General features: G+C 65.9%; 11 protein-coding genes. 6 read left to right on the top strand and 5 right to left on the bottom strand.

All coding sequences use genetic code 11. The features are described 5' to 3' along the window. Window positions 1-4 precede the first annotated feature (4 nt). Genes D9V29_RS01095 through ptsP form a run of 4 tightly spaced genes read left to right on the top strand, consistent with a single transcriptional unit; the run spans window position 5 to window position 6,343 of the window. Window positions 5-973, top strand: coding sequence for an AAA family ATPase (locus tag D9V29_RS01095; RefSeq protein ID WP_121671525.1), 969 nt, complete (start codon window positions 5-7; stop codon window positions 971-973). A gap of 6 nt (window positions 974-979) precedes the next feature. Beyond that, window positions 980-2,380: a DUF58 domain-containing protein gene (locus D9V29_RS01090; protein WP_121671471.1), complete on the top strand. Its 1,401-nt coding sequence runs from the start codon at window positions 980-982 to the stop codon at window positions 2,378-2,380. Then, the gene (locus D9V29_RS01085; protein WP_121671470.1) at window positions 2,377-4,656 is read left to right on the top strand and encodes a transglutaminaseTgpA domain-containing protein; all 2,280 of its coding nucleotides are present in this window, start codon (window positions 2,377-2,379) and stop codon (window positions 4,654-4,656) included. Before D9V29_RS01090 ends, D9V29_RS01085 begins: the two co-directional genes overlap by 4 nt. A gap of 52 nt (window positions 4,657-4,708) precedes the next feature. Further along, the gene (gene ptsP / locus D9V29_RS01080) at window positions 4,709-6,343 is read left to right on the top strand and encodes a phosphoenolpyruvate--protein phosphotransferase (RefSeq protein WP_121671469.1); all 1,635 of its coding nucleotides are present in this window, start codon (window positions 4,709-4,711) and stop codon (window positions 6,341-6,343) included. Between the two features lie 62 nt (window positions 6,344-6,405). Here the strand turns inward: ptsP and D9V29_RS01075 are convergent, their stop codons facing one another. Genes D9V29_RS01075 through sdhC form a run of 4 tightly spaced genes read right to left on the bottom strand, consistent with a single transcriptional unit; the run spans window position 6,406 to window position 9,800 of the window. Then, window positions 6,406-7,173, bottom strand: coding sequence for a succinate dehydrogenase iron-sulfur subunit (locus D9V29_RS01075; protein ID WP_121671468.1), 768 nt, complete (start codon window positions 7,171-7,173; stop codon window positions 6,406-6,408). A gap of 1 nt (window position 7,174) precedes the next feature. Then, a complete protein-coding gene (sdhA, locus tag D9V29_RS01070) occupies window positions 7,175-8,977 on the bottom strand; it encodes a succinate dehydrogenase flavoprotein subunit (RefSeq protein ID WP_121671467.1) in 1,803 nt (600 codons plus the stop codon). Window positions 8,978-9,005: 28 nt separating this feature from the next. Then, on the bottom strand, window positions 9,006-9,452 hold the full coding sequence (locus tag D9V29_RS01065) for a succinate dehydrogenase hydrophobic membrane anchor subunit (RefSeq protein ID WP_121671466.1): 447 nt from the start codon (window positions 9,450-9,452) through the stop codon (window positions 9,006-9,008). 15 nt (window positions 9,453-9,467) lie between these two features. Beyond that, entirely contained in the window at window positions 9,468-9,800 is a 333-nt protein-coding gene (sdhC, locus tag D9V29_RS01060) for a succinate dehydrogenase, cytochrome b556 subunit (RefSeq protein ID WP_121671524.1), read from the bottom strand. Window positions 9,801-10,074: 274 nt separating this feature from the next. On the opposite strand from sdhC, the gene D9V29_RS01055 reads away from it, so the two are divergent. Beyond that, window positions 10,075-11,190, top strand: a complete 1,116-nt coding sequence (locus D9V29_RS01055; RefSeq protein ID WP_121671465.1) for a mannose-1-phosphate guanylyltransferase — start codon at window positions 10,075-10,077, stop codon at window positions 11,188-11,190. A gap of 5 nt (window positions 11,191-11,195) precedes the next feature. On the opposite strand, the gene D9V29_RS01050 is transcribed toward D9V29_RS01055, so the two are convergent. Beyond that, window positions 11,196-12,125, bottom strand: coding sequence for a 5'-3' exonuclease (locus D9V29_RS01050; RefSeq protein WP_121671464.1), 930 nt, complete (start codon window positions 12,123-12,125; stop codon window positions 11,196-11,198). Window positions 12,126-12,387: 262 nt separating this feature from the next. Here D9V29_RS01050 and D9V29_RS01045 point away from each other — a divergent pair, with 262 nt between their 5' ends. Further along, window positions 12,388-13,491, top strand: coding sequence for a BMP family lipoprotein (locus D9V29_RS01045; RefSeq protein ID WP_121671463.1), 1,104 nt, complete (start codon window positions 12,388-12,390; stop codon window positions 13,489-13,491). Window positions 13,492-13,610 lie beyond the last annotated feature (119 nt).

The raw sequence follows: 13,610 nt of genomic DNA, 5'->3' as shown, positions 1-13,610 counted from the left end.
CCAGATGACGATGACGCCCGAACAGGCGACCTGGTTCGCCGGGGTCTGCGACCAGCTCGTCGAGAACGTCGAGCAGGTCCTCCTCGGCAAGAGCCATGTCATCCGGCTGTCGTTCACCGCCCTGCTCAGCCGCGGGCATCTGCTCCTCGAAGACGTTCCTGGGACAGGCAAGACGTCCCTGGCTCGCGCGATGGCGGAGAGCATCGCCGGAACCTCGAACCGGGTGCAGTTCACCCCCGATCTCCTGCCAGGCGACATCACCGGCGTGAGCATCTATGACCAGCGCAGTGGCGAATTCGCGTTCCACCGCGGCCCGATCTTCTCCAACATCGTCCTCGCCGACGAGATCAACCGCGCCAGTCCGAAGACCCAGTCCGCGCTTCTCGAGGTCATGGAAGAGCAGCACGTCACCGTCGACGGTGTGACCCACCCGGTGAGCTCCCCGTTCATGGTGATCGCAACGCAGAACCCGATCGAGCAGGCCGGTACGTACCGGCTCCCGGAGGCTCAGCTCGACCGCTTCCTCATGAAAACGTCGATCGGGTATCCGGATCACCAGTCGACGATCCGGATCCTCGAGGGGTCGGATGCCGCCGGTGACGGAGTGCTCAGCCCCGTGGCATCCGCTGCGACGATCACCGAAATGACCCGACTGGCGACGACGGTGCATGTCGACGCGTCGATCAACGATTACGTCGCCCGCATCATCGAGGGGACCAGGACGGCGTCGGAGATCCGTCTGGGTGCCAGCGTTCGCGGCGCCCTCGCTCTCATCCGTAGTGCCAAGACGCTTGCCGCTGTCTCGGGCCGTTCCTTCGTCATCCCCGACGACGTGAAGGCGCTCGCAGACACCGTGCTCTCCCACCGCCTCATCCTCGACCCCGAAGCAGAGTTCGACGGCGTGAATCCGTCGAACGTCATCGCTCAGGTGCTCATCGACACCCCGCCGCCGAGCGACAGCCAGGTGGCCTAGGCCGCGATGGTCAAGAAGAGCGACCGAGGAGCGGCCACGCGGAGAAACGGTTCTCGCCTCTCCCGCGCTGACGCTCCGACCGTTCTGGGCGAAACCCAGATCGTGAATGCGAGGACCCGGCTGGTCGGCTCACGGGAGGGAGTCCTTGCCGATGTCGTTGTCGCCCTGGTGAGGTCGTGGCGACGGATGCGACGCACTGTGCGTCGCGCGTGGGCGGCGGTAACCGCTGTCGTCACCCCGCTGGGCTGGGCGATCGGGTGCGCCGTCGCTTTCGCGTTCCTGCTCGGCTACGGACTGGGGTGGGAAGAACTCGTCGCCATCGGCTGGGCCGGGCTGCTCGTGATCGTCACCGCCGCCGCCTTCCTCATCGGTCGCACCTCGCATGACGCCTCGCTCTCGGTCCCCGTGAACCGCGTGGTCACCGGAGAAAGTGCGGTGGGGCAACTCACCGTGACGAATCCGACGAGGCGGCTCCTCGCCGGCACCAGGATCGAAGTGCCGGTGGGGGAGGGGCTCGCCGATTTCCAGGTCCCGGTGCTTACCCCGTCAGGCCGGTACGAGGACCTGTTCTCGGTTCCCGCGCTGCACCGCGGGGTCATTCCCGTCGGCCCCGTCCGGGCTGTACGCGCCGACCCGATCGGCCTCGTTCGGCGAGAACGGCAGTGGGAGGAGCAGATCGACCTGTTCGTTCACCCTCGCACCATCTCCGTCCCGAGCCTCAGCATGGGGTTCGTCCGCGACCTCGAGGGGACACCGACCCGCGACCTGACGTCGAGCGACGTTTCGTTCCACGCGCTGCGCGAGTACAGCCCCGGCGATGAGCTTCGCAGCATCCACTGGAAGAGCACCGCGAAGACCGGTCAGTACATGGTCCGGCAGTTCGAGGAGACTCGACGAAGCCACCTGATGATCGGGCTCAGTCTCGCCGAGGAAGACTATGCGGGCGATGACGACTTCGAGATGGCCGTCAGCGTCGTCGGTTCCCTCGGCGTCCGAGCCATCCGCGACGGACGGACCATCTCCGTTGTCGCCAGCGAGTCCACCCCCGACTTCGCGAAGAAACGACTTCTCGCCGTGAAGAAGTTCGCCGCGGTGACAGGGTCCCGGCTTCTCGATGATCTCAGCGGCGTCGACCGGTCCGAGACCGCCCTCCCTCTCGCCGACCTCGCGCGCGTCGCGTCGGCATCCATCTCCGGCGTCTCCCTCGCCTTCCTCGTCTGCGGTGCTGCGGTGTCGATTTCCACCCTGCGTCAGGCGGCCAGGCACTTTCCCGTCGGGGTTCACGTCATCGCGATCATCTGCGACCCTGACGTCGTACCCCGTACTCGCCACGCGGGGGAACTGACCGTGCTCACCATTGGATATCTCGAGGACCTCCAGCAGTCGATGGCGAGGGCGACGGCGTGACCCGGCGGCCCATTCCGGTCCTCGTGTCGGTGCTCTTCGCCGTCGCATCGGTCGCCGTCGCTGCAAGCGTCTGGTGGCCGGTGTACCAGACGCCGCAATTCGTGCTCGTGTTGATCGGCGGAATAGTCCTCGGCACCCTGGTGGCGCTCACCGGATGGCTGTTCCGGCTCCACGGAGTCCTGGTCATCTTCCTCGCGATCATCGTGTATCTCGCCGCCGGTGTCCCGCTGACCATGCCGGAGCGGATGGGCCCCGGTATCCTTCCGCAGCCGCAGGCGTTCCTCGACCTCGTCAGGGGCACGGCGGAAGACTGGAAAGAGCTGGTGACCATCCTCGCTCCGGTGGGCACCTACCAGGGTCTCCTGATCCCGGCGTTCCTCGCGATTCTCGGCACCACGACGCTGACGATTTCACTCGCCCTGCGGGTGAGCCGGGGGGAAGTCGCCGTTCTCGCCCCGATCCTGCTGCTCGTGATCGGCATTGCCTTCGGCCGCGAGGAATCCTGGTTCCCGCTCGCGATCGGGCTGAGTCTTCTCGTTCTGCTGCTTGGCTGGCTGATCTGGCTGCGGGGCTTTCGGCACCGGGCGCTCCTCCGCCAACACGCCGTGGCTGTCGCCAGCGTCAGCCCGTCACGGCGGGAACGCCGCCGGGCCGCCGTCGTCGGCACGGTGAGTTCGGTCATCATTCTGGCCATCGCCGTGAGCGGCGGCGCCGTACTGGCATCCGCTCTTCCCCCTTCGTCGGACAGGGACGTACTCCGGACTCGAATCGAGCAGGCCTTCAATCCGAGGGACTACCCCAGCCCACTGTCGGCGTTCCGGCGTTTCCTGCGATCGGATCTTGTCAACGAGCCGCTCCTGACCGTCACCGGTCTGCCCCAGGACAGGAGAGTGCGGCTGGCGACCCTCGACAGCTATGACGGAGTCGTCTACAGCGTGGGAACGCCGGATGCCTCAAGCGCGTCAGGCACCTTCGTGCGCGTCCCGTACCGGCTGGAGCAGGCGGCCCTCGGAGAACGTGTGTCGATGACCGTCTCGATCTCGGGTTACTCGGGGATCTGGTTGCCGGGAGCGGGCCAGCTTGCGGAGATCCGGTTCAGCGGCGCGAACAGCGACGCGCTCACAGCATCGTTCTTCTACAACGACGTGACGGGGACGGGCGCGGTCGTCGGCGGGCTGGCCGCGGGAGACGGCTATCGGCTCGATTCGGTCGACACCCCCACTCCGTCGGATGCGGCCCTCAGGGAGCTCCGGCCAGGGACCGCCGAGTTGCCGCGGTTCGACGACGTCCCTCAATCCCTCACCGACCGTCTGGAGACGTGGACCGAAGGGGTTTCGGGTGACGGCGCCCGGCTCGTCGCCATGCTCGACGGGTTGAAAACCGAGGGATACATCAGTCACGGGCTCGAAGAGGACGAACCCGCCAGCAGATCAGGCCATGGAATCGACCGGATCGACGAGCTGCTCACCGCGAAACCGATGGTCGGAGATGCGGAGCAGTACGCTGTCGCCGCCGCACTGATGGCGCGCGAGCTCGGATTCCCCGCCCGTGTCGTCGTCGGTTTCCTCGCTACGGACCAGGGGCCGGCGAGCTCCGTCACGCTCACGGGAGAGGACATCAGCGCATGGATCGAAGTACAGGATTCATCGGGTCGCTGGTGGACAGCCGACCCCGTGCCTGCCGTCCGGGACATCCCCGAGGAAGAACCGGAAGAGCCGCAGCTCGTCGCGCGTCCACCCGCGATCGTCCAACCGCCCGTCGAGGACGAGGATGAAGAGATCGAGCAGTCTCCGCCGACCGAGAGCGAACAGACCGAGGAGGAGTCGCTGAATCCGTTCCTGGCGACGCTCCTCCGGATTGCCCAGGTCGCGGGCGGGATCCTGCTGCTGGTCGCCGTCATCGCTGGGCCGTTCCTCGCCGTGATCGCCGCCAAGCTTCGGCGCAGGGCGCTGCGGCGCAAGCGGGTGCACCCCGCCGACCGGATCCGGGGTGGCTGGCAGGAGTTCGAGGACACCGCGCTCGACTACGGGCTGGAAGCGCCGCCGTCGTCCACGCGTCGGGAGGTCGCCGCTGCCGTGGGCGGTAAGCGGGCCATTGCTCTGGCATCCGTTGCCGACCGTGCCACCTTCTCGACCGAGCGCCCCAGCCACGAGGATGCCGACCGGGTCTGGGCTGCTGTCGAGGATCTCAGAAGGTCGCTCGGAACGGGCCGTACGAGACGAGAACGGTTCCGTGCCGCCAGTTCGCTGCGATCCCTGCGGACGCGGCGGCGCTGACCTCCGGAAGCGGGCGCCCGCGATAAGGTCGAGGAGATCCGGAAGGAGTCCCATGCGGTTACAGGGAGTCGGAGTTGGGCGTGGCATCGCGCACGGCCCGGTGGTCCGCATGCCGGACCCCATCCCTGAGCCGGGGACCGAACATCGCGACGCCGACGCCGAGACGGAGTTCTCCCGCGCGGTCTCTGCGCTGCAGGCCGTGGCGGTCGATCTTTCGGAGCGGGCAGACCGCGCCGGGGGCGAGGCGAAGGGCGTTCTCGACGCCCAGTCGATGATGGCCCAGGACCCGGCGTTACTCGACGACATCCGATCGCGGATCTCGACGGGCCGCACGGCGGAACGTGCCGTCTTCGAAGCCTTTCACGGTTTCCAGCAGATGCTCATCTCGATGGGCGGGTACATGGCGGAACGCGCGGCCGACCTCGGCGACGTCGCCCAGCGCGCGATCGCCCGGCTGCGCGGCGTTGCTGCCCCGGGAGTGCCAGAGGTGGACCATCCGTTCGTCCTCATCGCCCACGACCTCGCGCCCGCAGACACAGCGTCGCTCGACATCACGAAAGTACTCGGGCTCATCACCATCGGGGGAGGGCCGACGTCGCACACCGCGATCCTCGCCCGCTCAAAGGCCATCGTCGCCGTCGTCGGGGTGACGGATGCCGCGACGCTCGCAGACGAGACGTCGGTACTTCTCGACGCATCGGACGGAACGGTGACCGTCGACCCGTCGCCTGACGACATCGCCGCCGCTGAGCGCCGGCTCGCCGCGCGCCGGGTTGCGGCTCCGACCGGTCCAGGAAAACTCGCGGACGGCACAGCCATCCCACTCCTCGCCAACATCGGCCGTCCTTCGGACATCGCAGATGCGCTGCTGTGCGGAGCCGAAGGGGTCGGGTTGTTCCGCACCGAGTTCCTCTTCCTCGGCGCGGAATCAGCACCGACCGTCGCCGAACAACAGGAGCACTACCGTACGGTCTTCGCGGCGTTCGGCGGCAAGAGGGTCCTCGTGCGCACACTCGATGCCGGTTCTGACAAGCCGCTCGCCTTCCTTACCACCGGACACGAGGACAACCCGGCCCTCGGGATGCGCGGACTCAGGGCGACCCGTGCGCACGAACACATCCTTCGGGACCAACTGACGGCGATCGCCGCGGCGGCCGCCGAGACCGACGCCGAGGTCGGGGTGATGGCGCCGATGGTCGCAGACGCGGCCGAAACGGAATACTTCGTCACTCTCGCCCGCTCGCACGGCATCCCGGTCGCCGGAGTCATGGCGGAGGTCCCCTCCTGCGCGTTGATGGCAGGGCAGGTCCTCGGAATCGCGGACTTCGTCTCGATCGGCACCAACGATCTCACCCAGTACGCACTCGCGGCCGACCGCCAGCTCGGGACCGTCGCCTCCTATCAGGATCCCTGGCACCCTGCCGTTTTGCGACTCATCCAGCTCATCGGCAAAGCGGGAACCCAGTCCGGGCGAGCTGTCGGCGTGTGCGGCGAAGCGGCAGCGGATCCACTCCTCGCTGTTGTGCTCGTCGGACTCGGGGCAACGAGTCTGTCTATGGCGCCGTCAGCGCTCGCGGATGTGCGCACCGAACTGCGCCAGCACACTCTCGAGCACGCGAAAGCGCTCGCGGTGAGGGTCCTCGACGCCTCGACTCCGGCCGAGGCGCGCGCAGCGGCGCGCGGCTGACACCGCGGGGCACAGCACAAAGCCCCCGCCCGGAAAGGGCGAGGGCTCAGTGAAGCGATACGTTATGGCTTGCCGCGCATGATGGCCTGCTTGACCTCTGCGATCGCCTGGGTGACCTGGATGCCGCGTGGGCAGGCATCCGTGCAGTTGAAGGTGGTGCGGCAACGCCAGACACCCTCCTGGTCGTTGAGGATGTCGAGACGTACCTTGGCCGCATCGTCGCGCGAGTCGAAGATGAAGCGGTGGGCGTTGACGATTGCCGCCGGCCCGAAGTACTGGCCGTCGGTCCAGAAGATCGGGCAGGACGAGGTGCATGCTGCGCAGAGAATGCACTTGGTGGTGTCGTCGAACCGCGCGCGGTCGGCGACGGACTGGATCCGCTCCTTGCCTGCGCCGGGCTTCGACGACGGGATGAGGAACGGCTGAACCTCGCGGAAGGACTCGAAGAACGGGTCCATGTCGACGATCAGGTCCTTCTCGAGGGGGAGACCCTTGATGGCCTCGACGTAGATCGGCTTCGAGATGTCGAGGTCCTTGATCAGCGTCTTGCAAGCGAGGCGGTTACGGCCGTTGATGCGCATCGCGTCCGAGCCGCAGATGCCGTGGGCGCACGAGCGGCGGAACGTCAGCGACCCGTCCTGCTCCCACTTGATCTTGTGCAGCGCGTCGAGGATGCGGTCGGTGGCGAACATCTCGACGTCATAGTCGACCCACTTGGGCTGTTCGTCCACCTCGGGGTCGAAGCGACGGATGATCACGGTGACGGTGAACGACTCGATGACCTCGGGCGTCGGAGCCGGAGCAGCTTCGTCAATAACGGCTGTCGACATGTCAGTACTTCCTCTCCATCGGCTGGTAACGCGTCATGACGACGGGCTTCCAGTCCAGGCGGATGTGATCGGCGGCATCCGATGAGAGCGGGTCGCCGGTCAGGTACGCCATTGTGTGCTTCATGTAGTTCTCGTCATCGCGATCCGGGTAGTCGTCGCGCATGTGTCCGCCACGGCTTTCCTTGCGGTTGCGTGCGGAGAAGACGACGACCTCGGCCAGATCGAGCAGGAAGCCGAGTTCGACGGCCTCGAGCAGGTCGGTGTTGTACCGGCGGCCCTTGTCCTGCACGGAGATGTTGCGGTACCGGTCGCGCAGCTGGTGGATTGTTTCGGTGACCTCGGCGAGAGACTCGTCGGTGCGGAACACCTGCGCCTTCATGTCCATCTGTTCCTGGAGCTCGCGGCGCAGAACGGCGATGCGCTCTCCTCCGGCGTTGGCACGGATGCCTTCGATGGTCTCTCGTACTTCTTTCGCCGGGTCTTCAGGAAGCGGGAGGAACTCCGCCGTCTGAACGTATTCGACGGCGTTGTTGCCCGCGCGCTTGCCGAAGACGTTGATGTCGAGCAGCGAGTTGGTGCCGAGGCGGTTGGAGCCGTGGACGGAGACGCACGCGCACTCACCGGCGGCGTAGAGCCCGGGCACAACGGTGGTGTTGTCGCGCAGGACTTCTGCCTTCACGTTGGTCGGGATGCCGCCCATCGCGTAGTGCGCCGTCGGCATGACCGGAACGGGCTCGGTCACCGGGTCGACACCGAGGTAGGTGCGTGCGAACTCGGTGATGTCCGGCAGTTTCGTCTCGAGGACTTCAGCGCCGAGGTGCGTGCAGTCGAGGTAGACGTAATCCTTGTTCGGCCCGGCGCCGCGGCCTTCGGCGACTTCCTTGACCATGCAGCGGGCGACGATGTCACGCGGTGCGAGGTCCTTGATCGTCGGGGCGTAGCGCTCCATGAACCGCTCGCCGCTCGCGTTGCGGAGGATCGCGCCTTCGCCGCGCGCTCCCTCGGTGAGAAGGATGCCGAGACCGGCGAGACCGGTCGGGTGGAACTGGAAGAACTCCATGTCCTCGAGCGGAAGCTTCTTGCGCCAGATGATGCCGACGCCGTCACCGGTGAGGGTGTGCGCGTTGGACGTCGTCTTGAAGATCTTGCCGAAGCCGCCTGTGGCGAAAATGATCGCCTTGGAGTGGAAGACGTGGAGCTCACCGGTGGAGAGCTCATAGGCGACGACGCCGGCGGGCTGCTCGACACCGTCGACGTCGCTCATGATGACGTCGAGCACGTAGAACTCGTTGAAGAAGTTGATGCCGAGACGGACGCAGTTCTGGAACAGCGTCTGCAGGATCATGTGGCCCGTGCGGTCCGCCGCGTAGCAGGCACGACGAACGGGCGCCTTACCGTGGTCGGAGGTGTGCCCGCCGAAACGACGCTGGTCGATCTTGCCCTCGGGGGTGCGGTTGAACGGCAGACCCATGTTCTCGAGGTCGATGACCGCGTCGATGGCTTCCTTCGCGAGGATTTCAGCGGCGTCCTGGTCGACGAGGTAGTCGCCGCCCTTGACCGTGTCGAACGTGTGCCATTCCCAGCTGTCTTCCTCGACGTTCGCGAGAGCGGCAGCCATGCCGCCCTGCGCGGCTCCCGTGTGGGACCGCGTCGGGTAGAGCTTCGAGATCACCGCGGTCCGCGCACCCGGCCCTGCCTCGATGGCCGCGCGCATGCCGGCTCCACCGGCTCCCACGATCACGATGTCGAACTGGTGGTAGTGCACTCCATCGATGATGGTGGAGTCGCTTGGGTCCTGAGTCACAGATGCATCCAAAATGTTCAGTTAGTCGTTACGCAGCGCAGAACGAAGGGAGGAGGTCGGCCGGCTGTCCGACAGGGCAGGGGTCGAAGGTGAAGACGACGAGCGTGCCGAGGAGGATCAGGATCGCGACGGACGCGAGGATGGCGACCTTGAACGCTGCGCGCAGCTTCGGGCCGCGGGCGTAGTCGTTCACGAGGGTGCGCATGCCGTTGCCGCCGTGAATGAGCGCGAGCCACAGCATGGCCACGTCCCACCACTGCCAGAACGGAGACGCCCACTTGCCGCCGACGAAAGCGAAGTCGATGGCGCTGACGCCGTCTCCGACCATGAGGTTCATGAAGAGGTGGCCGAAGATCAGCACGACGAGCACGACGCCCGAGACGCGCATGTAGATCCACCCCCACTTCTCCCAGTTCACGCCCTTCTTGCGGGCGGGACGGACCGGGGTGCGGGGAGCATCGAGGGTTTGCGACATGACGTTCTCCCCTTCCTAGTGGCTGAAGACGTTGATGAGGTGACGGGGGGTGAAGCCAAGCATCGTGATGACCCAGAGGGCGATCACGACGTAGAACATGACTTTCTGGTACTTCGTGCCCTTCGACCAGAAGTCGATGAGGATGATCCGCAGACCGTTGAAGGCGTGGAAGACGATCGCACCGACGAGAGCGACTTCACCGAGGCCCATGATCGGGGTCTGGTAGGTCCCGATGACCGCGTTGTACGCCTCGGGGGATACCCGGACGAGCGCGGTGTCGAGGATGTGAACGAGGAGGAAGAAGAAGATGGCGACGCCCGTGATGCGGTGCAGTACCCAGGACCACATGCCCTCGCGGCCGCGGTACAGCGTACCCGCGGGGCGTGGCGAGGTGGTCGAATCCAATGGTGGTGTTCTAGCAGTCTTCACTGACAACGAACGGCCCTCCCTGTTTGAAGCCTTCTCGGCCGCTGGCGACAACGGTCGTGCGTCACAACGGCGCGTCTGAATAGTCTACGTTGACGGGGCTTCACTCCGCCGGTAAGGGGAACCTAAGCATCTTGACGTCGAGACAGTTCGAGCCTCGCTGGCGCCGGTCGGCCCTGCCGCTACTCTGGGGATCATGACGAGTCCCCTTGAGCGCTTCTACAGTGTGATCCCAGCCGGCGGAATCGGATCGAGGCTGTGGCCGCTGTCACGCGCCGATGCTCCGAAATTCCTCCATGACCTGACCGGATCGGGCAGCACACTTCTCCGGGCGACCTGGGACAGGCTGGCTCCGTTGTCCGGTGAGCAGCGCATCATGGTCGTGACCGGCCGGGCGCACCGTGCAGCCGTCGAAACCCAGCTCCCTGACCTCGCCGACCACAACGTCGTGCTCGAGAGCGACCCCCGCGACTCCTCCGCCGCGATCGGCCTGGCCGCCGCGATCCTCGTCAACCGTGAACCCGATGTCATCATCGGTTCATTCGCTGCCGACCACGTCATCCGGGGTGACCGGCTGTTCCGTGCGGCCGTCACGCAAGCCGTCGCCACCGCCGACGCCGGGTACATCACGGCCATCGGCATCCAGCCGACGGAACCGGCCATCGGCTTCGGCTACATCCACAGCGGTTCCCCCCTCGACATCACCGGTGCCGAGTCAGCTCTCCTCGTCGACTCGTTCGTCGAGAAGCCCAACCTCGCCACCGCGAAGAAATACGTGTCGGGTGGGGCGCACCTGTGGAACGCAGGCATGTTCATCAGCCGCGCCGACGTCCTCCTCGAGGAGCTGAAGCGCAATCAGCCGGAGCTGCATGCCGGACTGGTGGAGCTGGCATCCGTTTGGGACGACCCAGCCACCCGTGGCCCCGCTGTCGACCGGATCTGGCCGACGCTGACGAAGATCGCGATCGACTATTCCGTCGCTGAGCCCGCCGCTGCCGCCGGGCGGCTCGCTGTCGTGCCTGGTCACTTCGACTGGGACGACGTCGGCGACTTCGCCTCGCTCGCAAAGCTCAACTCGGGCGGACGCAAGACCGACCTCGCGATCCTCGGGGAGAACGCCCGGGTGCTGTCGGACGCTTCGAGCGGAATCGTCGTCAGTCAGAGCAACCGCGTGATCAGCCTCATCGGGGTGAAGGACATCGTGGTCGTCGATACCCCGGACGCGCTTCTCGTGACCACCAGCGCCAACGCGCAGCGCGTCAAGAGTGTCGTCGACGCGCTCAAGCTCTCAGGGCGCGACGACGTTCTCTGAACGCGCTAGGGCTCATTGCCGAGGGCACGAAGTGCGCGTTCTGCCGCTCCTCCGAGCCCGAGTTCGGCGGCGAGCTGCCGAGCCGCTGTCAGGGATTCGGTCTCAAGTGGCCGGATCCTGGCGTCCGGCTTCTCGAGATCGAGGGTGCGAACCACCTCAACGACGGTCGGCGCCACACGCAGGTAATCGGATGCCGCGAGGATCTTCGCGCGGACGGATTCCGACATCCCCTTTCCCGGTTCGGCGGCCGCAGCGACGATGGCGTCGAGGGAACCGAACGTGCTGAGCAGCCCCGCCGCGGTCTTGTCGCCGACACCGGCGACCCCGGGCAGGCCATCCGACGTGTCCCCGCGGAGCGCGGCGAAGTCGGCGTACTGGTGCGATGAGATCCCGTACTTCGAACGGACGGTTTCTTCGGTGAGTACCTCGAGCTTGCTCATCCCGCGAGCCGTGTAGATGACCCGGACGTCTGTTGCGTCGTCGATGAGCTGGAAAAGGTCGCGGTCACCTGTGACGACGTCGACCGGGCCTTTCGATTGTGTTGCGAGGCTCCCGATGACGTCGTCGGCTTCGTGATCCGCGGCACCGACGATGGTGATGCCGAAGGCGTCGAGGGTCTTGCGGATGAGTGGGATCTGGGCGACGAGCAGTTCGGGGACGACCTCCACATCCGGTGCACCGGTCCGCGACTCTTCGACGCGGTGCTGCTTGTAGCTCGGGATGAGCTCAACTCGCCAGCCCGGCCGCCAGTCGTCGTCCCAGCAGGCGACGAGCGCGTCAGGCTCGTAATCGGTCACGAGCCTGGCGATGAAGTCGAGGAGCCCGCGCACAGCGTTGACGGGAGTGCCATCCGGCGCCCGCAAAGTGTCAGGGAGTCCGTGGAACGCGCGGAAATACAGCGAAGCGGTGTCGAGGAGCATCAGTCGCCCGGTCATGCTCCGATTGTGGCACGGCGCGCGTTTCGGCGCGTGTGCTCTCCTGCAGCCGATAGTGCGCATTCGAGCAGGCGAAGAGTGGGTGGCTGCTCATGAGAGCGGGAGCGTCACCCGTTCGAGGGTTGGCCCTAGCCTCGCATGGAACGGCTATGTAACGCTTCTGTTTCGAGAGCCATCCACAGCGCAGTGGCCTCCGTAACATTCGGTAACGTACCCATACCCGCCCTAGCGAGTCCCGCGGGGCAGCACCCTGGAGGTCACATTGACAATCAACACCCGTAAGGTCGCTTTCGCCGGCCTTGCCACGGCAGGCGTCATTGCCCTGCTCGCCGGCTGTGGGCAGGCCCCCGCCGCAGACAACGGCAACGGCAGCGAGGGTGAAGCCCTCGACTTCACGCCCTGCATGGTTTCTGACGCAGGCGGATTCGACGACAAGTCGTTCAACCAGCTCGGCTTCGAAGGCCTCACCGAAGCGGCCGAGGAGCTCGGCGTCGAGCCGATCACGGTCGAGTCCGCTGCTGAGACCGACTACGGCCCCAACGTCGAAAACCTCGTCGACCAGGGCTGCGACCTGATCGTCACGGTCGGCTTCCTCCTCGCCGAGGCGACGGGAGCTGCAGCTGCAGCGAACCCCGATGTCAAGTTCACAATCATTGATGACTATGTGGACCTCGACAGCGACGGCGCCACGGACTCCGAGAACATCAAGCCCATCGTCTTCAACACCGCTGAGGCAGCATTCCTCGCCGGTTATGCAGCAGCGAGCTACAGCAAGACCGGAGTCGTCGGAACCTTCGGCGGAATCCCGATCCCGCCCGTCACGATCTTCATGGACGGTTTCGTCGATGGAGTCAACCACTACAACGAAGTCAAGGACGCCGACGTCAAGGCGCTCGGCTGGGACGTCGCAGCCCAGAACGGAAGCTTCACCGGTGGATTCGAGGTCGGAGTGGACGCTCAGAACCTGGCGCAGGGTCTCATCGACCAGAACGCCGACGTTCTTCTCCCCGTCGGTGGCCCGATCTTCCAGAGCGCGATCTCCGCGATCCGCGACTCCGGCAAGGAGATCGCCATGATCGGTGTCGACGCTGACCTCTACGAGACGTTCCCGGACGGCGCTGACCTGTTCCTGACCTCCATCCTCAAGGGCATGAAGGTCGGTGTGAACGAAGTCGTCCTGGCAGCAGCAGACGACGAGTTCGACGGAACCCCGTTCGTCGGAACCCTCGAGAACGAAGGTGTCGGAATCGCCCCGTTCCACGACTTCGAAGGCAAGGTCGACGCCGAACTGCAGGCAGAACTGGATGAGATCCGGGCCGGCATCATCGACGGATCGATCGAAGTAACCTCACCGTCGTCCCCGTAGTCGACGCGCTACATCACAGCATGAAGCGGGGAGGCCGGCACACCGGCCTCCCCGTTTCGCTGGCGTCAGCCAACATCAAGGCTGACGCCGTCCGTGAACATCCGGGTGAACCCCCACAT

The organism is Mycetocola manganoxydans (assembly GCF_003667545.1).
Lineage (GTDB): Bacteria > Actinomycetota > Actinomycetes > Actinomycetales > Microbacteriaceae > Mycetocola_A > Mycetocola_A manganoxydans.
Note: the sequence above shows the minus strand (reverse complement) of the source record. Positions and strands in the feature narration are given on the sequence as shown.